16 protein-coding genes and 2 pseudogenes are annotated in these 25,738 nt (G+C 40.9%); 15 read left to right on the top strand and 3 right to left on the bottom strand.

Annotated features, from left to right (window positions below):
* From K1I67_RS07940 to K1I67_RS07885, 12 genes and pseudogenes are all read left to right on the top strand, one after another.
* Positions 1-204 (top strand): annotated as a pseudogene (locus tag K1I67_RS07940) (hypothetical protein); the annotation flags it as partial.
* Positions 205-249: 45 nt separating this feature from the next.
* Positions 250-1,413: a D-alanyl-lipoteichoic acid biosynthesis protein DltD gene (gene dltD, locus K1I67_RS07935; RefSeq protein WP_223339519.1), complete on the top strand. Its 1,164-nt coding sequence runs from the start codon at positions 250-252 to the stop codon at positions 1,411-1,413.
* A 459-nt stretch (positions 1,414-1,872) separates the two neighbouring features.
* Entirely contained in the window at positions 1,873-2,004 is a 132-nt protein-coding gene (locus tag K1I67_RS07930; protein ID WP_000813667.1) for a teichoic acid D-Ala incorporation-associated protein DltX, read from the top strand.
* A gap of 20 nt (positions 2,005-2,024) precedes the next feature.
* Positions 2,025-3,575, top strand: a complete 1,551-nt coding sequence (dltA, locus tag K1I67_RS07925) for a D-alanine--poly(phosphoribitol) ligase subunit DltA (protein ID WP_223339518.1) — start codon at positions 2,025-2,027, stop codon at positions 3,573-3,575.
* Positions 3,572-4,816 carry a D-alanyl-lipoteichoic acid biosynthesis protein DltB gene (gene dltB, locus K1I67_RS07920; protein ID WP_223339517.1) on the top strand — a complete coding sequence of 415 codons (1,245 nt, stop codon included), beginning with the start codon at positions 3,572-3,574 and terminating at the stop codon, positions 4,814-4,816. Before dltA ends, dltB begins: the two co-directional genes overlap by 4 nt.
* A gap of 13 nt (positions 4,817-4,829) precedes the next feature.
* Positions 4,830-5,069, top strand: a complete 240-nt coding sequence (gene dltC, locus K1I67_RS07915; RefSeq protein WP_075227755.1) for a D-alanine--poly(phosphoribitol) ligase subunit DltC — start codon at positions 4,830-4,832, stop codon at positions 5,067-5,069.
* A complete protein-coding gene (dltD, locus tag K1I67_RS07910) occupies positions 5,062-6,330 on the top strand; it encodes a D-alanyl-lipoteichoic acid biosynthesis protein DltD (protein WP_223339516.1) in 1,269 nt (422 codons plus the stop codon). The genes dltC and dltD (K1I67_RS07910) overlap by 8 nt, the downstream gene beginning before the upstream one ends.
* Before the next feature lie 139 nt (positions 6,331-6,469).
* Positions 6,470-8,725, top strand: a complete 2,256-nt coding sequence (gene nt5e / locus K1I67_RS07905) for a cell surface ecto-5'-nucleotidase Nt5e (RefSeq protein WP_223339515.1) — start codon at positions 6,470-6,472, stop codon at positions 8,723-8,725.
* Positions 8,726-8,863: 138 nt separating this feature from the next.
* Complete coding sequence (gene adcR / locus K1I67_RS07900; RefSeq protein ID WP_001249315.1) at positions 8,864-9,304, top strand: zinc-dependent transcriptional regulator AdcR; 441 nt, start codon at positions 8,864-8,866, stop codon at positions 9,302-9,304.
* A complete protein-coding gene (locus K1I67_RS07895; protein ID WP_049548546.1) occupies positions 9,304-10,008 on the top strand; it encodes a metal ABC transporter ATP-binding protein in 705 nt (234 codons plus the stop codon). The genes adcR and K1I67_RS07895 overlap by 1 nt, the downstream gene beginning before the upstream one ends.
* The gene (locus K1I67_RS07890) at positions 10,001-10,807 is read left to right on the top strand and encodes a metal ABC transporter permease (protein ID WP_223339514.1); all 807 of its coding nucleotides are present in this window, start codon (positions 10,001-10,003) and stop codon (positions 10,805-10,807) included. Before K1I67_RS07895 ends, K1I67_RS07890 begins: the two co-directional genes overlap by 8 nt.
* 9 nt (positions 10,808-10,816) lie before the next feature.
* Complete coding sequence (locus K1I67_RS07885) at positions 10,817-12,319, top strand: zinc ABC transporter substrate-binding protein AdcA (RefSeq protein ID WP_223339513.1); 1,503 nt, start codon at positions 10,817-10,819, stop codon at positions 12,317-12,319.
* Between the two features lie 142 nt (positions 12,320-12,461).
* Here K1I67_RS07885 and K1I67_RS07880 read toward each other — a convergent pair whose 3' ends face one another.
* Positions 12,462-13,319, bottom strand: a complete 858-nt coding sequence (locus K1I67_RS07880; protein WP_223339512.1) for a 5'-nucleotidase, lipoprotein e(P4) family — start codon at positions 13,317-13,319, stop codon at positions 12,462-12,464.
* 430 nt (positions 13,320-13,749) lie between these two features.
* Here K1I67_RS07880 and rpoB point away from each other — a divergent pair, with 430 nt between their 5' ends.
* Positions 13,750-17,352 (top strand): DNA-directed RNA polymerase subunit beta, encoded by a 3,603-nt coding sequence (gene rpoB / locus K1I67_RS07875; protein ID WP_223339511.1) that lies wholly within the window; start codon positions 13,750-13,752, stop codon positions 17,350-17,352.
* 32 nt (positions 17,353-17,384) lie between these two features.
* Positions 17,385-21,047, top strand: coding sequence for a DNA-directed RNA polymerase subunit beta' (gene rpoC / locus K1I67_RS07870; RefSeq protein WP_223339510.1), 3,663 nt, complete (start codon positions 17,385-17,387; stop codon positions 21,045-21,047).
* 39 nt (positions 21,048-21,086) lie between these two features.
* Here the strand turns inward: rpoC and K1I67_RS07865 are convergent.
* Together K1I67_RS07865 and K1I67_RS07860 are read right to left on the bottom strand one after the other, a co-directional pair.
* Positions 21,087-21,299, bottom strand: a pseudogene (locus tag K1I67_RS07865) (transposase); the annotation flags it as partial.
* A 14-nt stretch (positions 21,300-21,313) separates the two neighbouring features.
* Complete coding sequence (locus tag K1I67_RS07860) at positions 21,314-21,547, bottom strand: hypothetical protein (protein ID WP_223339520.1); 234 nt, start codon at positions 21,545-21,547, stop codon at positions 21,314-21,316.
* Between the two features lie 285 nt (positions 21,548-21,832).
* Between K1I67_RS07860 and K1I67_RS07855 the strand changes: the two genes are divergently transcribed.
* Positions 21,833-25,738: CshA/CshB family fibrillar adhesin-related protein (locus K1I67_RS07855; RefSeq protein ID WP_223339509.1), on the top strand; the 3,906-nt coding region annotated here is incomplete at its 3' end.

The raw sequence follows: 25,738 nt of genomic DNA, 5'->3' as shown, positions 1-25,738 counted from the left end.
TCTATACTGTTTTTTGCAACTCTAGTATATCAGATGAACATGTCTTTTGTGTTGCACTTCATTTTACAACAGGGCAAGAAAAATAAAAACAAAAACTGGTATAAACTACTGAGTTGGTTTGTGACCATGAATTTGGTCATGATTGGTTTCTTTATCTTTTCAGGTGAACCCTATAAAATCTTAATTACGATTTTAAAGAGATAAGAAATGGAAAAGAGAGGACGGATCGAAGGGATAGGATAAAACGAGATGATTAAACTAAAAGCATTTTTACTATCGCTTGTGCTCGTAATTGCGACGCTTGCTCTTTTAAATGTGACGCATGTCAAGAAAATTGATGATTATTATAAAGTCAAGGATAATAGTATTCGTTATAGCACCTCGTATGAAAAGTATAAAAGTAGAGACATTCTGACAAGCAATATTACTCCTAATACACTGGTTTTAATGGGTTCCTCAGAGTTGGTTGCGACGATAAATGAAGACTATCATCCCAATAAAATTTTTAACTACAACGATTTTAATATCATGCAGATTGGGACTAGTTATTCTCAAAACATCATTCAGGCTACGACCTTGGGCTCGATTGAGGGATCTATGAGTAAGCGAAAAGTAGCTATAGTAGAGTCTGTTCAGTGGTTTGAAAAAGATGGAACCCATCAAGATGCCTTTTTGAACAAGGCTTCTCAGGAACATATTTTCCACATGCTAGATAATGACAAGATTAGTAAGGAAACGAAAGAAAAACTAATCAATCGTATTATCGAGATTACCAAGGGGAACAAGCAACAAAATGACATCTACAAAAAATACAAAAGTTATTTCATAGATGGAAAAGGAACCATTGTTGATAAAAAACTATTAGAGCTTGATAACGCGATGTATTCCTTTAAGCTCAAACAGACTTTTTATCAAAAACATGCCAAATCAGATTATCCTTCACTAGGAGATAAAACTCCGGACTACAATTGGGAGCAACTGACGAATCAGTTTGTAGAAGAGGTCAAAAAGAAAACAGACAACAATGACTATGCCGTTGATAATAACTACTACAATACCTACTTAAAAAATCGCTATGCATCGCTGAAAGATTCTAATAAAGATTTGAGCTACCTGGAGTCACCAGAGTATTCAGATATGGAACTCTTCTTGACAGTTGCCAAAGAATTGGGCATTGAAGTTGAAGTCATTATTTTCCCAGTAAACGGGAAGTGGAACGATTACACAGGTGTCTCAAGAGAGATGCGGGAAAAAACTTACAAAAAAATAGAAGATGTCGCAAAAGCCCATGGTGCAACGGTACTAAACTATGGGGACAGAGAGTATGATGATTACTTTTTATTTGACGTGATGCACGTTGGAGTGAAAGGATGGATGGAAGTTGAAAAAGAACTTTACAAATTTGCAAACTAAGCTAACTGATACACATCGTTTAATCTTATGGACTCTATTTTTCTATACGGTTATCTTAAGCATCGTGATTTATTGTTTTGTAACTGATTTTTCGAACATTCAAGAATTTATCTATAGTGAATTCTAGGGTTACAGACTATAAAAATCTCTAGATAACTGGAACTGCACCGATAAAGTGAGACACAAAATAAGGCTCTATAATATTTATAGTCGAGAAATCTTCTATAGATAGTATGGAGCCTACTTTATTGTAGTTCCTTATATAATCTACACTGAAAAGTATTCAAACTATCATTAGAAAGAATCATATGGAACAATTTAATGTTGTTGAAACCTAGTGTAAATAGACGGCAAACAATTGAAAAAATAGTCTATAAAGTGGTATAATAGCAGAAAAATAAATGAGTAAGAAATTGATTTTATTTTAGTGAAAAATTACAGAAATGAATGGTTTTCTTGATGAAACAGAGAAAAGAATTGTACCTATTTCTTGGTCGGACAGCCTTGTATTTTCTTATCTTTCTAGGGCTACTTTACTTCTTTAGCTATCTTGGTCAGGGTCAAGGAAGCTTTATTTATAATGAATTTTAACTTGAAGGAGAATCCTTATTATGTCAAACAAACCAATCGTAGATATGATTGAAACCATTGAGCATTATGCTCAAAAGCAGCCTAATTTTCCGGTTTACAATGTCCTTGGAGAAGAGCATACCTATGGCCAATTGAAGGCTGATTCAGATAGCTTAGCAGCCCATATTGACCAAATGGGACTTCCTGAAAAGTCACCTGTTGTGGTCTTTGGTGGACAAGAATATGAAATGTTGGCAACCTTTGTGGCCCTGACAAAATCTGGCCACGCCTATATCCCAATTGACAGCCATTCTGCCTTGGAGCGCGTGTCTGCTATTGTTGAAGTGGCTGAGCCAAGCCTAATCATCGCCATCAATGAGTTTCCAATTGAAAACCCAGCTGCTCCAGTCATGTCCTTGGAGCAAGTGCGTGAAGTTCATGCGGCTCAGAATGCGTATGATTTGCAACATCCGGTCAAAGGGAATGATAACTACTATATCATCTTTACCTCAGGAACAACTGGAAAACCAAAAGGGGTGCAAATTTCGCACGACAACTTGCTCAGCTTCACCAACTGGATGATTACAGACAAGGAATTTGCGACGCCAGAGCGTCCGCAAATGTTGGCGCAACCACCCTATTCCTTTGACTTATCTGTTATGTACTGGGCACCGACCTTGGCTCTTGGAGGAACGCTTTTTGCCCTTCCATCAGCCATCACTCAAGACTTCAAACAACTCTTTGCAACTATCTTTTCTCTCCCGATTGCTATCTGGACTTCGACACCATCTTTTGCAGATATGGCCATGCTGTCTGAAGATTTCAATGCTGAAAAGATGCCAGGCATTACCCATTTCTACTTTGATGGGGAAGAGTTGACGGTTAAAACGGCTCAAAAACTGCGTGAACGTTTCCCGAATGCGCGCATCATCAATGCCTATGGACCAACAGAAGCAACAGTTGCTTTGTCGGCGGTTGCTATCACAGATGAGATGTTAGCGACACTTAAACGCTTGCCAATTGGTTATACCAAAGAAGATTCTCCAACCTTCATCATTGATGAGGAAGGAAACAAATTGCCAAATGGTGAGCAAGGTGAGATCATCGTGTCTGGACCGGCTGTTTCAAAAGGTTATATGAATAATCCTGAGAAAACAGCAGAAGCTTTCTTCGAATTTGAAGGTCTGCCAGCCTACCATACGGGAGATGTCGGAACTATGACGGATGAAGGCCTTCTTCTCTACGGTGGACGGATGGATTTCCAAATCAAGTTTAACGGCTACCGTATTGAGCTAGAAGATGTTTCTCAAAACTTGAACAAATCTCAGTACATTGACTCGGCTGTTGCGGTACCGCGCTATAATAAAGATCACAAGGTTCAAAATCTCTTGGCCTATGTTATCTTAAAAGATGGGGTCAAAGAACAATTTGAGCGCGAAATTGATATCACGAAAGCGATCAAGGAAGACTTGGAAGATATTATGATGTCTTATATGATGCCTTCGAAATTCCTCTACCGTGACAGCTTGCCGCTAACTCCAAACGGGAAAATCGACATCAAAGGGTTGATTAGTGAGGTAAACAATAGATGATGGAGCTTCTTAAACAGCTTCCTCATATTGAGCCTTATGGGAATCCGCAGTACTTTTTGTATGTGATTACTGCTATTTTGCCAATCTTTATCGGTCTTTTTTTCAAAAAACGCTTTGCCTGGTATGAAATATTGGTTAGTCTGTTCTTTATTGTCACCATGTTGACAGGTGGCAAGACCAATCAATTGGCTGCCCTAGGAATTTATCTGATATGGCAAATTATACTGGTTCTTTTTTACAAGCAGTATCGAAAAACTAAAGACGGGAAATGGACTTTCTATCTCGTTAGTCTGTTATCTTTACTTCCTATCATCTTTGTGAAGGTACAGCCAGCTATTAATGGCACACAATCCTTGCTAGGTTTTATCGGAATTTCTTATTTGACTTTCCGTTCGGTGGGAGTCATTATCGAACTCAGAGATGGAGTCGTTAAGGATTTGAAGATGTGGGACTATTTGCGTTTTCTTCTCTTCATGCCAACTTTTTCAAGTGGTCCAATTGATCGCTTCAAACGTTTTAATGAAAATTACAAGACGATTCCAGAGCGCGATGAGTTGATGGATATGTTAGCTGAGTCCGTTCGGTATATCATGTGGGGATTTCTGTACAAATTTATTCTAGCTCATATTTTAGGTGAGATTTTGTTACCTCCTCTAAAGAACTTAGCTTTACAGGAAGGGGGCGTCTTCAACTATTATGTAGTAGCCATCATGTACACATTTGGTTTGGAACTCTTCTTTGACTTTGCGGGTTATTCCATGTTTGCTATAGCTATTTCAAATCTGATGGGGATTCGTAGTCCAATCAACTTCAACAAACCCTTCTTATCAAGGGATTTGAAAGAGTTTTGGAATCGCTGGCACATGAGTTTATCTTTCTGGTTTCGTGACTTTGTCTTTATGCGCTTGGTCATGGTGATGACGAGAAAGAAATTGTTTAAGAATCGAAATGTTACCTCAAGTGTCGCCTATATCCTGAACATGCTCCTTATGGGGTTCTGGCATGGAATAACATGGTTTTACATCGCCTACGGACTCTTTCATGGGTTAGGTTTAGTGATTAATGATGCCTGGCTTCGTAAGAAAAAAACGCTCAATAAGGAACGAAAGAAAGCAGGGCAAGCTCTCTTGCCTGAGAATCGCTGGGTTCAGTTGCTTGGCATGGTTATAACTTTCCATGTCGTGATGATTTCATTCTTAATCTTCTCTGGATTTTTGAATGATTTATGGTTTAAAAAATAAAAGGAATTAAAAAATGGATATCAAATCAGAAGTTATTGAAATTATTGATGAATTGTTTATGGAAGATGTTTCTGACATGATGGATGAGGATCTTTTTGATGCAGGTGTCTTGGATAGTATGGGAACAGTTGAATTAATCGTGGAAATCGAAAACCGCTTTGATATTCGTGTCCCGGTTACAGAATTTGGCCGTGATGACTGGAATACAGCTAATAAAATCATAGCCGGAATTACGGAGTTAAAGAATGCTTAAACGCCTGTGGTTAATCTTTGGGCCTATCTTTGTAGCGGGATTGTTGGTTCTTCTACTAATCTTTTTTTATCCAAGTACAAGAAGCCATAATCTGACGGAGGAGAAATACTCTGCGGCTTCTGTTAGTACAGAGAGCTTTAAGGAGAGAAGCCAAAAAGTGAGAGCTCTAACAGACCCTAATATGCGTTTTGTCCCTTTCTTTGGTTCAAGTGAATGGATTCGTTTTGATAGTATGCATCCAGGAGTATTAGCTGAAAAGTACAATCGCTCCTACCGCCCTTATTTTATGGGGCAGGCAGGAGCAGCTTCTCTTAGTCAGTACTTTGGACTACAACAAATCACATCTGAGCTTGAAAACAAACAAGCGGTATTTGTAATCTCTCCGCAATGGTTTACAAAAGAGGAGCACGATGCGCCTACTTTTCAAAGCTTTTTTAACAATGACCAGTTGACGGCCTTTTTGGAAAATCAATCCGGAGATCTGGCTGCTCAATATGCGGCCACTAGACTCTTGAAGCAAAATCCAAGAGTACCGATGAAGGGGATTGTTGAGAAGCTTGCCAAGAATGAACAATTATCAAACTTTGATCAAACGATGGTTAATCTCTCTGCCGAGTTCAATGAAAGACAAGCTGCTCTTTTTGGTCAATTCTCCATTCATGGTCGATTAAAGTACAAGGATCATATTGAAAAATATTTGAGCAGCCTCCCAGATCAATTTTCTTATGAAGAATTGGAAAATATTGCACGTAAGGATGCAGAAGAAAATACGACCAATAATGATTTGGGGATGGATAACCACTTTTACAATACTCAACTAAAGAAAGATTTAAAAAAGTGGGAAGGGTATCAAAAAAATTACAACTTTCTCCAGTCAAGTGAGTACAATGATTTGCAGTTAGTGCTCGATCAATTTGCTAAATCTAAGGTGAATGTGCTCTTTGTCTTTCAACCTGTCAATAAAAAATGGATGGATTATACAGGCTTGAGTGAGGAGATGTATCAACACGCAATTGAAAAAATTCGTTACCAGTTGGAGAGTCAAGGCTTCACCAACATCGCTGACTTTTCAAAAGATGGTGATGAACCATACTTTGTTAAGGATACGATTCATATTGGTTGGTTAGGCTGGTTAGCATTTGATAAGGTTGTAAATCCCTTTTTGAGCAATCCAACAACAGCGCCTGATTACCAAATGAATGACCGTTTCTTTAGCCAAGATTGGGCAACCTATGATGGAAATATCCAAGATTTTCAATAATATAGAAAAGGAGTTTGAACTTTTTGTTCAGACTTTTTTTATGAAATGTCGGATAGGTTACCTTCAAAAAGGTTAAAAGTTTAAAAATGATGCTAAATAGCGTATAATGGTAGAAGAAAGAAGAGAAAGGGATTTCAATATGAATAAACGTTTTTTGTTGCCTGTGCTATCGACAGCCCTATTAGCTCCAGCCTTTTTAGCTGGACAAGTCTATGCTGAAGAAAATACTAGTTCTTCAGAAGCTACAGAAGTTGTGAGCACTACAGAAGCACCAGTAGTGACAGCGACTCCTGAGGTTGTTACAAGTCCGGCAACACCAGCTGAAGCGGCTGCACCTCAAAAAGAAGAAGCAGATACTGTTATCTTGCATACCAATGACGTGCATGGTCGTATTGTAGAAGAAAAAGGAGTAATCGGAGATGCCAAACTCGCAACGGTTATTGAGAAGGAGCGAGAAAAGAGCGATCAAACAACTCTAGTAGTAGATGCAGGCGATGCCTTCCAAGGTCTGCCAATTTCAAACTCTACAAAGGGTGAAGCTCGTGCCAAAATCCTAAATGAGATGGGCTACGATGCTATGGCTGTAGGAAATCATGAGTTTGACTTTGGACTCGATGAAGTTAAAAAATACAAAGAAATTTTGAACTTCCCATTGCTCAGCTCAAACACTTATGTCAACGGTGCTCGTTTATTTGAAGCGGCAACAATTGTTGATAAGAACAAGGATGTTGAAGGTGATGAATTTGTCGTCATCGGTGTGACAACGCCTGAAACAGCTACCAAGACCCACCCTAAAAATGTTACAGGTGTAACCTTTACAGAGCCTATTGCAGAGGTTAACAAGGTTATCGAAGAAATTCAAGCTAAAGCCTTGGCAGAAGGCAAAGACTACAAACACTATGTTGTCCTTGCTCACTTGGGAGTTGATACAACAACGCCAGTAGAATGGCGCGGTTCAACACTTGCAGAAGCACTTTCAAAAAATCCTCTTTTGAAAGGTAAGCGTGTTACTGTTATTGATGGTCACTCTCATACAGTAGAATCGACTACTTATGGAGACAATGTAACATACAACCAGACAGGAAGCTATCTCCATAACGTTGGTAAAATCACTTACAAATCTCGCCAATTATTGGGTAATCCTTCGCTCATTGCGGCTGCTGATGCCAAGAAATTGGAAGCTAATCCAAAAATTGAAAAACTTGTCAAGGATATCAAACAAAAGTATGACGCTGAAAATGCTATAGAGGTTGTTTCAAATAGTCCAGTTGAATTGAACGGTGACCGTGAAAATGTCCGTGTCCGTGAAACCAACCTTGGAAATGTTGTCGCAGATTCTCTCTACCAGTATGGTCAAACAGGATTTAGTCATCCAACAGATATCGCTGTGACCAATGGTGGTGGCTTGCGTGAAACGATTGCCAAAGATAAGCCAATTACAAAAGGAAATGTCATTGCGGTTCTACCATTTGGGAACACAATTTCCCAAATTCAAGTAACTGGTCAGCAAGTTTTTGACATGTTTGAAAAATCACTTGGATCTATTTTGCAGGTTGATAAGGCAGGAAAAACTGTCTTGGATGAAAATGGTCAACCATTGCTAGAACCAAGTGGTGGATTCTTACAGATTTCAGGAGCCAAGGTCTACTACGATACAAACCTAGTCGCAGGTAAACGCGTCTTGGCTATTCAAGTGAAGAATCGTGCAACTGGTCTTTATGAAAAACTAGATTTGGAAAAAGTCTACTACCTAGCAACCAATGACTTCCTTGCAGCAGGTGGTGATGGTTATACCATGCTTGGTGGTGCCAGAGAAGAAGGCCCTTCAATGGATGCTGCCTTTGAAGATTACCTTAAAACAGCTGATTTGACTCAGTATGAAAAGGTAAATCCAAACTCACGCACGATTTCTGTGGATTCAAAAACATTTAAACTGCCAGAAGATCAAGGTAAAGGGCAAGATCCAGCTAAACCAGAAAAAGATTCAGCAACAGATCCAGCAAAACCAGGCAAAGATTCAACAACAGATCAGGCTAAACCAGAAAAAGATCCAGCAATAACTCCTACTCAACCAGGAAAAAATCAGGGAATAACTCCAGCTAATTCAGGAAATGATGCAACTAAGCCAGGAAAAGTTCAAAAGACAACTCCAGCTAAATCGGAGCAAGATTCAGCAACAAAAACAACTCCATCAGGAAAAACTCAGGGAACAACTCCTGCTCAAACATCTACTGTAAAAGTTGATTATAAGGTTGCAGATAAATTTGCCAACAAGACAGTCGTATCAGAAAAATTACTTCCTAATACAGGTAGTGAACAATCTATTTTCATGATGCTATTGGGTATGATTCTTGGAGCGACAGCCCTCTGGACTAGTCGTAAACAAGAAAAATAATTCTACAAGATGAAAACATCTCAGGTGTTTTCATCTTTTTTCTTGACTCTTTGCTTGGATGTGATATACTTAACTAGTAAAGGAATAACGTGGAAACCTTGTATGTATAGAAATTCTGTTCTGAGAAAGGAGCAAATCATGAGACAGTTGGCAAAAGATATCGATCAATTTTTAAATGAGATTATCCTAAAAGCTGAAAATCAGCATGAAATTCTCATTGGTCATTGCACGAGTGATGTAGCCTTGACCAATACCCAGGAGCATATTCTCATGCTTTTATCAGAGGAGTCGCTCACCAACTCTGAGTTGGCGCGTCGTCTCAATGTCAGTCAAGCTGCCGTTACAAAGGCTATCAAATCCCTGGTTAAGGAGGGAATGTTAGAAACGTCTAAGGATCCTAAGGATGCTCGCGTTGTCTTCTATCAATTGACAGACTTGGCTCGACCTATTGCTGAGGAACACCACCATCATCATGAACATACCCTTTCGACTTATGAGCAGGTTGCCACTCAGTTCACACCAAACGAACAAAAAATTATCCAGCGGTTTTTAACTGCTTTAGTAGGAGAAATCAAGTAATGAGATACATCACAGTAGAGGATTTGTCCTTCTATTATGACAAGGAACCTGTGCTTGAGCATATCAATTACAGTGTTGATAGTGGGGAATTTGTCACCCTTACTGGGGAAAATGGAGCAGCCAAGACAACGCTAATCAAGGCTAGTCTTGGAATTCTTCAACCACGAATTGGGAAAGTAACTATCTCAAAGACAAATATTCATGGGAAAAAGCTAAGAATTGCCTATCTTCCTCAACAGATTGCAAGTTTTAATGCAGGCTTTCCAAGTACTGTTTATGAGTTTGTCAAATCAGGTCGCTACCCAAGAAAGGGCTGGTTCCGTCGTTTGAATGCTCACGACGAAGAACACATCAAGGCTAGTTTAAACTCAGTTGGCATGTGGGAACATCGGGATAAACGGATTGGCTCTCTCTCTGGTGGGCAAAAGCAAAGAGCGGTCATTGCACGTATGTTTGCTTCAGATCCAGATATCTTTATCTTGGATGAGCCGACAACAGGGATGGATGCAGGTACCAAGAATGAATTTTATGAGCTCATGCACCACAGTGCCCACCACCATGGCAAGGCTGTTTTGATGATTACTCACGATCCTGAAGAAGTTAAGGATTACGCAGATCGTAACATCCACCTTGTTCGAGACCAAGATTCGCCATGGCGTTGTTTCAATGTCCATGAAAGTGATCAGGAGGTGGACCATGCTTAATCTATTTTCTTATGATTTTATGCAACGGGCCTTTTTAGCTGTTATTGCCATGAGTCTCTTTTCGCCAGTCCTTGGGACCTTCCTCATCTTGCGTCGTCAGAGCCTTATGAGTGATACTCTGAGTCACGTTTCGCTTTCAGGGGTTGCCTTTGGTTTGGTTTTGGGGATTTCTCCAACCATCTCAACCATTGCCATTGTCTTGATTGCCGCGGTCTTTCTTGAATATCTCCGTACGGTTTACAAGAGCTTTATGGAGATTGGGACAGCTATTCTCATGTCTACAGGACTTGCAGTTTCACTCATTGTTATGAGTAAGGGTAAGAGCTCGAGTTCTATGAGTTTGGACCAATACCTCTTTGGTTCTATTGTGACCATCAGTCAAGAACAGGTAATTGGGCTCTTTGTCATTGCAGCAGTTGTTTTGGTCTTAACCTTCCTCTTTTTAAGACCTATGTACATCTTAACTTTTGATGAGGACACAGCTTTTGTAGATGGTTTACCTGTACGTACCATGTCTATCCTCTTTAACATGGTAACGGGTGTGGCCATTGCGCTCATGATTCCAGCTGCAGGAGCACTCTTGGTATCGACCATCATGGTCCTACCAGCTAGTATCGCGTTGCGTTTAGGGAAAAACTTTAGTTCTGTGATGATTCTTGCCAGCGTTATTGGTTTTCTAGGTATGGTAGCAGGACTTTATATTTCCTATTATGCAGAGACACCACCGAGTGCAAGTATTACCATTATCTTTGTAGTTGTCTTTTTGTTAGTCAGCTTAATCAAACGTTTTATCAAATAGGAGAAGAAAATGAAAAAACTAGGCCTACTTTTGGCAAGTCTTGTGACAGTTTTCTTGGTAGCTTGTTCCAATCAAAAACAGGCAGACGGAAAATTAAATATTGTCACAACTTTCTATCCTGTCTACGAATTTACCAAGCAAGTAGCAGGAGATACAGCCAATGTCGAGCTCTTGATCGGAGCTGGGACAGAACCACATGATTATGAACCATCGCCTAAGGCAGTTGCTAAAATCCAAGACGCTGATGCCTTTGTTTATGAAAATGAGAACATGGAAACATGGGTTCCCAAGCTTTTAGATTCACTAGATGCCAAAAAAGTAAAAACAATCAAGGCTACTGGAGATATGTTGCTTCTTCCAGGTAGTGAAGAAGAGGAAGACCATGACCACGGCGAAGAGGGTCATCATCACGAGTATGACCCTCATGTATGGTTGTCTCCTGCGCGTGCAATCAAACTTGTAGAGCACATCCGTGATAGTCTTTCAGCTGACTATCCAGATAAGAAGGCGACTTTTGAGCAAAATGCAGCAGCCTATATCGAAAAATTGCAAGCCTTGGATAAAGCCTATACTGAAGGACTTTCTAGTGCTAAACAAAAGAGTTTTGTGACTCAACACGCTGCCTTTCGTTATCTTGCCTTAGACTACGGACTTACTCAAGTCTCTATCTCTGGGCTTTCGCCAGATGCGGAGCCTTCAGCAAGCCGCTTGGCAGAATTGACCGAATATATCAAGAAAAACAAGATTTCTTATATCTACTTTGAAGAAAATGCCTCACAAGCTCTAGCTAATACTCTTTCAAAAGAAACAGGAGTTAAGTTAGACGTTCTGAATCCTCTGGAAAGCTTGACTGAAGAGGACATGAAGGCCGGTGAGAACTATATCTCTGTCATGGAGAAAAATCTCAAGGCCCTCAAGCAAACAACTGATCAGATTGGGGCAGAAATTGAACCAGAAAAAGCCGAGGAAACTAAAACCGTTCAAAATGGTTACTTTGAGGATGCAGATGTTAAGGATCGCACCTTGAGTGACTATGCTGGTAACTGGCAGTCTGCTTATCCTTTCCTTGAAAATGGGACTCTAGATCAAGTCTTTGACTACAAGGCTAAATTGACTGGTAAAATGACCAAGGATGAATACAAAGCCTACTATCAAAAAGGCTATCAAACCGATGTATCTAAGATTAATATAACGGATAATACTATGGAATTCATCCAAGGTGACCAAAGTAAGAAATATACATACAAGTATGTCGGCAAGAAAATTTTGACTTATAAGAAAGGGAATCGAGGAGTTCGTTATCTCTTTGAAGCGAAAGACGCGGATGCTGGACAATTCAAGTATGTTCAATTTAGCGACCACAATATCGCTCCAGTCAAGGCAGAACATTTCCATATCTTCTTTGGAGGTACTAGCCAGGAAGCCCTCTTTGAAGAAATGGATAACTGGCCAACCTACTATCCAGATGGCTTATCTGGTCAAGAAATCGCCCAAGAAATGCTGGCTCATTAAGATACGATTCACATGATAAAAGCGAACAGGAAAGTTTTCTGGTTATCAGAATCCTCTCTTGTCCGCTTTTTTGAGTTTTGTCAGTTAAAGAGCTTTTGCACTTCTTTTTGTACTTATGGCCTTATTGAATACCAAGTTTTCATTACTTGTCAAAGCCTTGTAAAGCCTTTTCGCGTTCTTCTACTTGTCCCTTGGCATCTAGTTTATTACCACCGTAAACTGCTGTTTCCCATGATCCATACATTGGATTTGGGAAGATGATGAATTTTTCACCAAATTCTTTTTGCAATTCTTCTAGTTGTTTGTCACGATCAGCTTCAGAAGTCTTAGAAAAATCTGCAAAGTCTACAAGGTTATCACCAAATAGTAACACAAGATTTGTCTTTTCTTGAACTGCTTGTCGACGACCTTCTTTGGATTTTACACCACTTTCTAGGAACATGAGGTGATCACGTCCTTGTACAGGAATACCTTCGCTTTCTAGATTTTTAATGGTAGCATCTACTTGGTCGACTGAACGGTCAGAAATATAGTAGATTTGGACACCGTTTTGATCGGCAAACTGAAGAAAATCTTTAGCACCTGGGACGGCTTTTGCTGCAGCTTTTTGGACCCAAACATCCCAATTTTCAGGTGTGAATGCTGTTCCATCTTTGACATTTTGAACTTGATAAGGACTGTTATCTAGGACCGTTTCGTCCAAGTCCAAAACAATCGAATAAGGCTTGTCTGATTCTGTTTTCAGTAATTCCTTTAGACGATCTGTAGCAACATTATAGCCTTGTAGATACAAGGCTTTTGTTTCGGCTGCTTTTTGATACCAGAGAGTTGACATGGTATTTTCTCTAGACCGTAGTTGGTCGTAAGTCATTGTAATCTGATTGTCAGATGAGTTATTAGCGGATGTTTGTGTTTCTGTGGATTTTGTGGCGCAGCTGGTCAATAAGATGACAGATGCAAGTGCAGAAACGATTGTAACAGTGGTTTTAGCTGTTTTCATAAAATGTCTCCTGTCTATTAATTTCAATAACAGTATAGCATGAGGGAATAGTTAAGGCAAGCGTTTTCCTAAATATGGACTTGATTTTTCAAAGAAAGATGTAGATAATTAACGGATTAGAGGAAGAGAAAAATATTTTAAACCCTTGAAAAATCAAAGAAAATCAGGTATAATATAAATAATCATTTGTCGTAGGTTTTGTCTGAAATATTGTCCGGACAAGGCTCACAGCAGTTAAATCTCCTGAGAAAGTCGGATTTAGCTGCTCTTTTTGTGCTTTTTTTCAGGTTTTTCGACCTTTGTAACAAAGATTTAAAGATTCTGAAAATTAGTCAAAGGGGATAAGTTGATAGGGTTTTTAGAACCATCTAACGATAATTACTAGCTTAGATCACTAAGCTTGGAACTTTATTTAAAAAGGAGAATCATCTTGGCAGGACATGACGTTCAATACGGGAAACATCGTACCCGTCGTAGTTTTTCAAGAATCAAAGAAGTTCTTGACTTACCAAATTTGATTGAAATTCAAACTGATTCATTCAAAGATTTCCTAGACCATGGTCTGAAGGAAGTGTTTGAAGATGTATTGCCAATTTCAAACTTCACAGACACAATGGAGTTGGAATTTGTTGGCTACGAAATCAAAGAACCTAAATATACGCTAGAAGAGGCTCGTATCCACGATGCCAGCTATTCAGCACCTATCTTTGTAACCTTCCGCTTGATTAACAAAGAAACTGGCGAAATCAAAACACAGGAAGTTTTCTTTGGTGATTTCCCAATCATGACTGAGATGGGAACCTTTATCATCAACGGTGGTGAACGTATCATCGTATCACAGTTGGTGCGTTCTCCAGGTGTTTACTTTAATGACAAGGTAGACAAAAATGGTAAAGTGGGTTACGGTTCAACTGTTATCCCTAACCGTGGAGCTTGGTTGGAACTTGAAAGCGACTCAAAAGACATCGCCTACACTCGTATCGACCGTACTCGTAAGATTCCATTTACGACCTTGGTTCGTGCGCTTGGTTTCTCAGGCGATGATGAAATCTTTGATATCTTTGGTGACAGCGATCTTGTTCGTAATACTGTTGAAAAAGATATTCACAAGAACCCAATGGACTCTCGTACAGACGAAGCTTTGAAGGAAATCTACGAACGCCTTCGTCCAGGTGAGCCTAAGGCTGCTGAAAGCTCACGTAGCTTGCTTGTAGCTCGTTTCTTCGACCCACGTCGTTATGACTTGGCTGCAGTTGGTCGCTACAAAATCAATAAAAAACTCAATGTTAAAACACGTTTGCTTAACCAAACCATTGCTGAACCATTGGTAGACCCTGAAACAGGTGAAATCTTGGTGGAAGCTGGAACAATCATGACTCGTAGCGTGATTGAAAGCATTGAAAGTCATTTGGATGGCGATTTGAACAAGATTGTCTACATTCCAAATGATGCTGCTGTAGTAACAGAGCCAGTTGTTCTTCAAAAATTCAAGGTTGTTGCACCAACTGATCCAGACCGTGTTGTAACTATCATCGGTAATGCAAATCCAGATGACAAGGTTCGTATCGTAACGCCTGCAGATATCTTGGCTGAGATGAGCTACTTCCTCAACTTGGCTGAAGGTATTGGTCGTGTGGATGATATCGACCACCTTGGAAATCGTCGTATCCGTGCTGTTGGTGAATTGCTTGCCAACCAAGTGCGTCTTGGACTTTCACGTATGGAACGTAACGTTCGTGAACGTATGTCTGTTCAAGATAACGAAGTATTGACACCTCAACAAATTATTAACATCCGTCCAGTAACTGCAGCAATTAAAGAATTCTTTGGTTCTTCTCAATTGTCACAGTTCATGGACCAACACAACCCACTTTCTGAGTTGTCACACAAACGTCGTTTGTCTGCCTTAGGGCCTGGTGGTTTGACACGTGACCGCGCTGGATATGAAGTGCGTGACGTTCACTACACTCACTATGGTCGTATGTGTCCAATCGAGACACCTGAAGGACCAAACATCGGTTTGATCAACAACTTGTCTTCATACGGACACCTTAACAAGTATGGTTTCATTCAAACACCATATCGTAAGGTTGATCGTGAAACTGGAAAAGTAACTAACGAAATCGTTTGGTTGACTGCTGATGAAGAAGATGAATACACAGTAGCACAGGCTAACTCTAAATTGAACGCAGATGGCACTTTTGCTGAAAAAGTTGTCATGGGACGTCACCAAGGGGTTAACCAAGAATACCCAGCTTCAAGTGTTGATTACATGGACGTTTCTCCAAAACAGGTAGTTGCTGTTGCGACAGCATGTATTCCTTTCTTGGAAAACGACGACTCTAACCGTGCCCTCATGGGTGCCAACATGCAACGTCAGGCTGTACCATTGATTGATCCAAAAGCACCTTACGTTGGTACTGGTATGGAATATCAAGCAGCGCACGACTCTGGAGCGGCTGTGATTGCTCAGTATGATGGTAAAGTTACTTATGCCGATGCTGACAAGGTAGAAGTTCGCCGTGAAGATGGCTCATTGGATGTTTACCATATCCAAAAATTCCGTCGTTCAAACTCAGGTACTGCCTACAACCAACGTACGCTTGTTAAAGTTGGTGATCTTGTAGAAAAAGGCGACTTTATCGCAGATGGACCTTCTATGGAAAATGGAGAAATGGCGCTTGGACAAAACCCAATCGTTGCCTACATGACATGGGAAGGTTACAACTTCGAGGATGCCGTTATCATGAGTGAACGCTTGGTGAAAGACGATGTCTACACATCTGTCCACCTTGAAGAATACGAATCAGAAACTCGCGATACAAAGCTTGGGCCTGAAGAAATCACTCGTGAAATTCCAAACGTTGGTGAAGATGCCCTTAAAGACCTTGACGAAATGGGTATTATCCGTATCGGTGCTGAGGTTAAAGAAGGGGATATCCTTGTAGGTAAAGTAACACCTAAGGGTGAAAAAGATCTTTCTGCTGAAGAACGTCTCTTGCACGCTATCTTCGGAGACAAATCTCGTGAAGTTCGTGATACTTCCCTTCGTGTACCACACGGTGCCGATGGTGTCGTTCGTGACGTTAAAATCTTTACACGTGCAAACGGTGATGAATTGCAATCAGGCGTTAACATGCTAGTTCGTGTCTACATCGCTCAAAAACGTAAGATTAAGGTCGGAGATAAGATGGCCGGACGTCACGGAAACAAAGGGGTTGTTTCTCGTATCGTTCCTGTAGAAGACATGCCTTACCTTCCAGACGGAACTCCAGTTGATATCATGTTGAACCCACTTGGGGTGCCATCACGTATGAATATCGGTCAGGTAATGGAGCTTCACCTTGGTATGGCAGCTCGTACCCTTGGTATCCACATCGCAACACCAGTCTTTGACGGAGCAAGTTCAGAAGATCTTTGGTCAACTGTTAAGGAAGCAGGTATGGATAGCGATGCTAAGACTATCCTTTACGATGGACGTACTGGTGAACCATTTGATAACCGTGTGTCAGTTGGTGTCATGTACATGATCAAACTCCACCACATGGTTGATGATAAATTGCACGCTCGTTCAGTCGGACCATACTCAACCGTTACGCAACAACCACTCGGAGGTAAAGCTCAGTTTGGTGGACAACGTTTCGGTGAGATGGAGGTTTGGGCGCTTGAAGCCTATGGTGCATCAAATGTCCTTCAAGAAATCTTGACTTACAAGTCTGACGATATCAACGGACGTTTGAAAGCTTATGAAGCTATTACAAAAGGAAAACCAATTCCAAAACCAGGTGTTCCAGAATCCTTCCGAGTTCTTGTTAAAGAATTGCAATCACTTGGTCTTGACATGCGTGTCCTTGACGAAGATGATCAAGAAGTTGAACTTCGTGATCTTGATGAGGGCATGGACGAAGATGTCATCCACGTAGATGACCTTGAAAAAGCACGTAAAAAAGCTGCTGAAGAAGCAAAAGCTGCTTTTGAAGCTGAAGAAGGTGCAAAAGCGGAAGCAACAGAAGAAGCTACTGAACAAGAATAAGTAGCTCACTTAGAATAGAAAGGGAAGAAATAGTGGTTGACGTAAATCGTTTTAAAAGTATGCAAATCACACTAGCTTCTCCAAGTAAAGTCCGTTCATGGTCTTATGGAGAAGTCAAAAAACCTGAAACAATCAATTACCGTACGTTGAAACCAGAACGTGAAGGACTATTTGACGAAGTCATCTTTGGTCCTACAAAAGACTGGGAATGTGCTTGTGGTAAGTACAAACGCATTCGTTACAGAGGGATTGTTTGTGACCGTTGTGGTGTTGAAGTAACGCGTACAAAAGTTCGTCGTGAACGTATGGGACACATCGAGTTGAAAGCTCCTGTATCTCACATCTGGTATTTCAAGGGAATTCCAAGCCGTATGGGCTTGACCCTTGATATGAGTCCTCGTGCCCTCGAGGAAGTAATCTACTTTGCTGCTTACGTGGTGATTGATCCAAAGGATACACCACTTGAGCACAAATCTATCATGACAGAGCGTGAATATCGTGAGCGCTTGCGTGAATATGGCTACGGATCATTCGTTGCTAAAATGGGTGCCGAAGCTATCCAAGACCTCTTGAAACAAGTAGATCTTGAAAAAGAAATTGCTGAACTCAAAGAAGAGTTGAAAACAGCTACTGGACAAAAACGTGTCAAAGCTATCCGTCGTTTGGATGTTTTGGATGCCTTTTACAAGTCTGGAAACAAACCTGAATGGATGATTCTCAACATCCTTCCAGTTATTCCACCAGATCTTCGCCCAATGTTGCAGTTGGATGGTGGTCGTTTTGCCTCATCTGACTTGAACGACCTTTACCGCCGTGTTATCAACCGTAACAACCGTTTGGCTCGCTTGCTTGAGTTGAATGCACCAGGTATCATCGTTCAAAATGAGAAGCGTATGCTTCAAGAAGCGGTTGATGCTTTGATTGACAATGGCCGTCGTGGTCGTCCAATCACAGGACCAGGTAGCCGTCCGCTGAAATCATTGAGCCACATGCTTAAAGGGAAGCAAGGACGCTTCCGTCAAAACTTGCTCGGTAAACGTGTTGACTTCTCAGGACGTTCCGTTATCGCCGTTGGTCCAACTCTTAAGATGTATCAATGTGGTGTGCCACGTGAAATGGCTATCGAGCTCTTTAAACCATTCGTTATGCGTGAAATCGTAGCGCGTGATATCGTGCAAAACGTTAAAGCAGCTAAACGCTTGGTAGAACGTGGAGACGAACGCATCTGGGATATCCTTGAAGAAGTGATTAAAGAACACCCAGTGCTTTTGAACCGCGCACCTACCCTTCACCGTTTGGGAATCCAAGCCTTTGAACCTGTCTTGATTGACGGTAAAGCCCTTCGCTTGCACCCACTTGTCTGTGAAGCCTACAATGCCGACTTCGACGGGGACCAAATGGCCATCCACGTACCACTTTCAGAAGAAGCCCAAGCAGAAGCTCGTATCTTGATGCTTGCTGCTGAACATATCTTGAACCCGAAAGATGGTAAACCGGTTGTTACTCCATCTCAGGACATGGTTTTGGGGAACTACTACTTGACTATGGAAGAAGCAGGTCGTGAAGGTGAAGGCATGGTCTTCAAAGACCGTGACGAAGCTGTCATGGCTTACCGCAATGGTTATGTTCACCTTCACTCACGTGTAGGTATTGCAACAGACAGCCTCAACAAACCTTGGACAGAAGAGCAAAAACATAAAGTCTTGCTTACAACTGTTGGTAAGATCCTCTTCAACGATATCATGCCAGAAGGCCTACCTTACTTGCAAGAGCCAAACAATGCCAACTTGACAGAAGGCGTTCCGGATAAATACTTCTTGCCACTGGGTGGAGATATCAAGGAAGCGATTAGCAAACTTGAATTGAACCCTCCATTTAAGAAGAAAAACCTTGGAAATATCATCGCTGAAATCTTCAAACGTTTCCGTACGACAGAAACTTCTGCCCTACTTGACCGTATGAAGAACCTCGGTTACCACCACTCAACGCTTGCAGGATTGACAGTGGGTATTGCCGATATTCCAGTTGTTGAAGACAAGGCTCAAATCATCGAAGAATCACACAAACGTGTAGAACAAATCACCAAACAATTCCGTCGTGGTATGATCACAGACGACGAACGCTACAATGCTGTTACAGCTGAATGGCGTGCTGCTCGTGAAAAATTGGAGAAACGCTTGATCGCCAACCAAGATCCGAAGAACCCAATCGTTATGATGATGGACTCTGGAGCCCGTGGTAATATCTCAAACTTCTCACAGCTTGCCGGTATGCGTGGTTTGATGGCTGCTCCGAACGGACGTATCATGGAATTGCCAATCCTTTCAAACTTCCGCGAAGGTTTGTCAGTACTCGAAATGTTCTTCTCAACACACGGTGCTCGTAAAGGTATGACCGATACGGCCCTTAAGACAGCCGACTCAGGTTACTTGACTCGTCGTTTGGTTGACGTTGCCCAAGATGTTATCATCCGTGAGGACGACTGTGGAACTGACCGTGGTCTCTTGATCCGTTCGATTACTGAAGGTAAAGAGATGATTGAATCTCTTGAAGAGCGCCTCAATGGTCGTTACACTAAGAAAACTGTTAAGCATCCAGAAACTGGTGCAGTTATCATCGGTCCAAATGAATTGATCACAGAAGACAAGGCGCGTGAAATCGTCAATGCTGGTGTCGAAGAAGTAACGATCCGCTCCGTATTTACATGTAACACTCGTCATGGGGTCTGCCGTCACTGTTATGGTATCAACTTGGCGACTGGTGATGCGGTTGAAGTTGGTGAAGCAGTTGGTACTATCGCTGCCCAATCTATCGGGGAACCTGGTACACAGCTTACAATGCGTACCTTCCACACGGGTGGGGTTGCCTCAAATACCGATATCACTCAGGGTCTTCCTCGTGTCCAAGAAATCTTTGAAGCCCGCAATCCTAAAGGGGAAGCGGTCATCACAGAAGTCAAAGGGGAAGTTACAGCAATCGAAGAAGATGCTTCAACTCGTACCAAGAAAGTATTCGTTAAGGGTGAAACTGGAGAAGGCGAATACGTGGTACCATTTACAGCTCGTATGCGTGTTGAAGTTGGGGATCAAATCTCTCGTGGTGCAGCATTGACAGAAGGTTCTATCCAACCGAAACGTCTCCTTGCTGTACGTGATGTCTTGTCAGTTGAGACTTACCTCCTCGGTGAAGTACAAAAAGTTTACCGTAGCCAAGGGGTAGAAATCGGTGACAAACACATCGAGGTAATGGTTCGTCAAATGATCCGTAAAGTTCGCGTCATGGATCCAGGGGATACAGACCTTCTCATGGGTACTCTCATGGATATCAACGACTTTACAGATGCTAACAAGGATGTTCTCATCGCAGGTGGAGTGCCAGCGACTGGTCGTCCAGTCCTTATGGGAATCACCAAAGCCTCACTTGAAACCAATAGTTTCTTGTCAGCAGCTTCCTTCCAGGAAACAACTCGTGTCCTTACAGATGCGGCTATCCGTGGTAAGAAAGACCATCTCCTTGGTCTCAAGGAAAATGTCATCATCGGTAAGATCATCCCAGCTGGTACTGGTATGGCTCGCTACCGTAACCTTGAACCAAAAGCAGTCAATGAAGAGTCTTACCTAGCATCTTCACAAGGAGAAGCTCCAGTAGATACGGCTGTAGAAGAAGGCGTTGAAACTGTTGAGGTAAGTGAATAAAATAAGGCTCTTTGTCAACTGTAGTGGGTTGAAGAAAAGCTAATATCTGGAGAGGACAATTGATGTCTTCTCCATTTTTATATTCAGAGCGATAAAAATTCTTTTCTTAAAGTTGTCAAAGTTCCGAAAACCAAAGGCATTACGTTTGATAAGTTTGATGAGATTATTCGTCGCTTCCAATTTGGCGTTGGAATAGGGTAATTGAAGAGTATTGATGATTTTAACATTGTCCTTAAGAAATGTTTTGAAGACATTGAAATGGAAAGTTAATGTGCAATATCTGTCATAGAAGTCTTTTCAATCATTTTTTTGAATAATAATCTAATGGAGGATAATACGAGGGATTTGATGCTTTTCTTGACTAGATAAGTTTCACCTACTGCCATTTTTGAGCAATGATAGCACATAAAGTAAGGCTTTTTAAGGAGTACTCTAGTAGGCATACCAGTTGTTTCAAGGCAAGGAATCTTAGATGGTTTGTGAAAATCCGTTTTCTTCATTGGTTTTCTGTAATCAGGATAAAATGGAGTCACATAATCCGGTTTAGCGTTAAGATCTTTATAGATTATATGGAAGCTATTTTGAGGTCGTAAATACTTAATGATAATTGCATATTTTTATAAAAAAACGTTAACAATTTGACGTATAAAAGTATAAATATACTTTTTCGAAAAGGTGAGCAAAATGCTTTAAATTTGACTAGACTAGTGGTAAAATAAGGCGTTGCTTGAATTAGAAGCAATAGTAAAACAACGTATAAAATATAACAATATATACAATACCGGATGGGAATTGGAGGTAATATAGTGAAAAATGATTTGTTTAACGACCGTATTAGTCGGTTTTCAATTCGTAAGTTACATGTAGGAGTTTGCTCAGTCTTACTCGGTACCTTAGTTATGATCGGTACAGCTACAAACGTTAGTGCGGATGAAGCTGTAGAGGATAAAAAAGTTGAGGGAGTTGCTGCGACTACGGAGGTAGAAAGTCCAGCTAGTCTTCCAACTATTGAAACAGAAAAAACGCCTAAAACTACTTATCAAGCAGATGCAGCACCTGTAGTTCCAACAGAAGAAACAGGTACAACAACTTATCAAGCAGAAGCACTTGTGACTGCTTCAGAAGCTGCTCCAACTACAACAGCTAATGTTGAAAAAAAAGCGGATACAGTTGCAGCGGAAAATACAGCGAAACATCGTACTCGTCGTGCTCTAGGTGATGCTAATGATCCTAACTTGATCGCGGATGATGTAGAAGACGCAACTTCAACACCAAAAGTTGAAAAACCAACAGGATTTTCTGATATAAATGCTAAAGAGCTGGTTAAACAAATTAACTGGTTAGACTTTGGTGATACCGCTGCTTGGACTAACACAACGAAAAGTAAAGACGGAAGAACAGCTCTTCAAGTAGGCTCTACATATACTAAGGAAATCATGCCTGGTTATGTGGTGAACATCAAAGTTAAATCATTGAAACCCTTCCAAGCTACTGAAATCTATAAAAAACGCATGGAAGACCAAGGAGCCACTGAAGCAGAAAAAGCTACCTATGATCCAAATGCAAAAAATGGATACATTGGAACTATTAGAGATTCTACAACTAAAGCAGCTTTCGCAAACAGAGAAGAAGCGTTAGTAGTAGCAGATGCTCAAAATGGTTGGACCGAAATTCGTAAAGAAGGAATTGATACTGGTTCAAAACGAACAACCATTACACCAGATTATAATGGCGGAAATATCGGGGTTCAGTTTGAAATTTCTGCAACCTTCCGTGGTAAAGTTGTCAAACCAGCAGTAGTTGCAGCTGATGGAGAGTCTGCTAACCCTGGTGAAATTGTTACCTTTACCACAAACGGTACTGGATGGCAATATGTCGGAGAGTGGAAAAAAGGTAATTTGCCTACACTGAATTATGTAGTTCAAGACACACACAATTATTTTGATCCCGCAAATAACTATGGTAGATCAAAATTTGTTGATGTAAATGGTACTAAAATATCAGGACTAAACTTGGAATTACTTCGTGATGCTAATGAGGTTGGCCCAGATAAAAAACCAGTAGCATGGAAATACTTTGGAAGTCCAGACCAGGTTACTGGTGGTCTAGGAACGGGTGTCTTTGGTCCAAACGTATCTGCTAGCAAATTCTCTGTTCCTTTGGTTATGACACGCGGTGCATCAGAAGTTGGTTTGTATATTGCATCTTCAGGTAAACAATCTGCTATGATTGGATTCTTCCCTCTTGATGAAGGAGACGCTCCAGAAAGTTATGGAAAAGCACAACATTCAATTGGAACAGTAGACGGTGTAACAGGAGCAAAACTTGCTCAACCATACTTAGGAAGTGTAAGTCCGGATATGGATGAACATAATGCCCTTGACTGGGAAGGTGATGACAAAGCTACTTCTGGTGATGAAGGTGTTGACCAAATCTTACCAGATGACTTGAAGGGTGCGACTAATGAGATGATCAAGTTGGATCGTACTCGTCCAGGCAACTATACTTTGAAGGTTGAAGCTCATACTGGTGGAGCAGATAAAGCTTATCTTTACGGTTGGATTGACTTTAACCAAAATGGCAAGTTCGACGATAACGAACGCTCTGATCTTGCTACAATCACACAAGACGGCACTGTTGAGTTGAAGTTTAATAATGGTAAAGCAATTACCGACCCGACTGTTACGGAGCTTGGTGTCCGTGTTCGTATTGCTAAAGAAGCAAAAGAGATTGAAAGTCCTACTGGCTTGGCTCTATCTGGTGAGGTAGAAGACTTCAAGACACAAGTAACATTCCCGCCAAAAGGTGAGCGTAAGGAGACACAGGACATTCAGGGAGTTAAACAAACTGCAACTGTTGCCTTTACTCCTCAAGGTTTGTCAAAATATAGTCGTTCTGAAAAAGCAGTCATCGATGAAAAAGTTGCACCGGTCATGATTGACAATAAGACTAAACAGATTGTCACTCCAGATGCAGATGGCTACTATGCTGTAGCTGGTCAAGGTAAGTACAAGATTACTGCTAATGGTAAGGATGTAGATGTTGAGTTCATTCCAGAAGATAACTTTGTTGGCACTGCAGACGGAATTTCTATCCGTCGTACAGACAACAACGGTGCCACAACTGACTGGAACTCTAAAGACAAAACAGCTCTTCCTTCAATCAATGAAGTAATGGATAACATGGATGGCCTCTACATCCCTACTGTAACTCCAAAAAATCTTGAGGGTATTAATAAAACATCTTCTGATGTTCAAGGTGCTACGCAGACAGGTACTCCTGAATTTGAATTAGAGGGTACTAACAGTAATGGTGAAAAAGTTAAAGTAGCACCAGAATTTGATTATCCAGCTAAGTTTGTCAGTCCTACAACTGGCATGGTAATCAATGATCCTGTTCTAACTGTAGAAGGAGAAGGGATTTACTACCTAGATGAGTTAACTGGAAAAGTTACATTTGTGCCGGAACCAGGATTTACTGGAACTGCTAAAGGGGTAACAGTTTCTCTTACAGCTCCGGTTGGTCGTGATAAAGATGGTAGAATTCCTACAGATGCTCTTAAAACGGCAACTGCTAAATACACCCCAACGGTTACACCAATCACAGTGACTCCTACAGACAAGATTTCTGAGGACATCCAAAATGTTCCTCAAACTCAAACGCCAACATTTGATTTGAGTAACGATAAGACTGCAAAAATCACAAGCAAGAAATTGGTAGATCCAGCAACTGGACAACCTACTGATGAAACAACTGTGACAGTAGCAGGGGAAGGAACATACACAATCGATCCTACTACTGGTGCTGTAACATTTACACCTGAAGAAGACTTCGTTGGAACTGCTAAGGGAGTTAAAGTTCAAGCTACTGCTACAATTACTAATGAAAATGGTAAAAAATCTACTATTACAGCGGATGCAGCATATACACCAACTGTAGTAGCGGCAGAGCCAACTGCGAATCCGGCAACATCAATTGATGTACAAGGCGCGACTCAAACAGGAACACCAACATTTGCAGGTACAACTGTACAAGTTAATGGTGAAGATAAAGAAATTACTATTAAAGATAATAGCTATACACTTTTAGATGATGATGGTAATCAGGTTACTACTACCCCAGCTTATGCAGAGGATGGAGTAACAGCAATTGGTACCTTCTCAATTGATTCAGCAACAGGTACTGTAACCTTCACACCAACAGATAAATCTTACACTGGTAAAGTAACTCCAGTTACAGTTGTGGCTGAAAGTTCAAACGGTATCGTTGTAGGTACAACCTACACTCCTGAGATTGTTCCTGTTAAACCAACAGCTACCCCAGCTGAAACAACAGATATTCAAGGTGCAACTCAAACAGGTAAACCAGAATTTAAGGGTGGTACAGTTAAAGTTAACGGTGTTGAGAAGACTGTTCCAATTAATGAAACTGTTCCAGCAACCTTTGAAGATGGATCAACAACTAAGACAGTAGAAGGTGTTGGTACATACACAGTAGCACCAGACGGTACAGTAACATTTGTTCCAGAAAAATCATTTGTTGGTAAAGCACCAGCTGTGACAGTTGTCCGCGAAGATAAGAACGGAACAAAAGCTTCTGCAACATATACTCCAACAGTAACTCCGGTTAAACCAACTGCAACACCAGCTGAAACAACAGATATTCAAGGTGCTACACAAACAGGTAAACCT

Origin of the sequence: Streptococcus infantis (assembly GCF_019929575.1) — a bacterium.
Lineage (GTDB): Bacteria > Bacillota > Bacilli > Lactobacillales > Streptococcaceae > Streptococcus > Streptococcus infantis_L.
This window is presented reverse-complemented; position numbering and strand designations above follow the sequence as displayed.

Excerpts from the sequence above, each read along its gene's own strand:
- dltD (WP_223339519.1), top strand. The coding sequence starts at position 250 with ATGATTAAACTAAAAGCATTTTTACTATCGCTTGTGCTCGTAATTGCG.
- K1I67_RS07930 (WP_000813667.1), top strand. The coding sequence starts at position 1,873 with ATGAAACAGAGAAAAGAATTGTACCTATTTCTTGGTCGGACAGCCTTG.
- dltA (WP_223339518.1), top strand. The coding sequence starts at position 2,025 with ATGTCAAACAAACCAATCGTAGATATGATTGAAACCATTGAGCATTAT.
- dltB (WP_223339517.1), top strand. The coding sequence starts at position 3,572 with ATGATGGAGCTTCTTAAACAGCTTCCTCATATTGAGCCTTATGGGAAT.
- dltC (WP_075227755.1), top strand. The coding sequence starts at position 4,830 with ATGGATATCAAATCAGAAGTTATTGAAATTATTGATGAATTGTTTATG.
- dltD (WP_223339516.1), top strand. The coding sequence starts at position 5,062 with ATGCTTAAACGCCTGTGGTTAATCTTTGGGCCTATCTTTGTAGCGGGA.
- nt5e (WP_223339515.1), top strand. The coding sequence starts at position 6,470 with ATGAATAAACGTTTTTTGTTGCCTGTGCTATCGACAGCCCTATTAGCT.
- adcR (WP_001249315.1), top strand. The coding sequence starts at position 8,864 with ATGAGACAGTTGGCAAAAGATATCGATCAATTTTTAAATGAGATTATC.
- K1I67_RS07895 (WP_049548546.1), top strand. The coding sequence starts at position 9,304 with ATGAGATACATCACAGTAGAGGATTTGTCCTTCTATTATGACAAGGAA.
- K1I67_RS07890 (WP_223339514.1), top strand. The coding sequence starts at position 10,001 with ATGCTTAATCTATTTTCTTATGATTTTATGCAACGGGCCTTTTTAGCT.
- K1I67_RS07885 (WP_223339513.1), top strand. The coding sequence starts at position 10,817 with ATGAAAAAACTAGGCCTACTTTTGGCAAGTCTTGTGACAGTTTTCTTG.
- K1I67_RS07880 (WP_223339512.1), bottom strand. The coding sequence starts at position 13,319 with ATGAAAACAGCTAAAACCACTGTTACAATCGTTTCTGCACTTGCATCT.
- K1I67_RS07860 (WP_223339520.1), bottom strand. The coding sequence starts at position 21,547 with ATGAAGAAAACGGATTTTCACAAACCATCTAAGATTCCTTGCCTTGAA.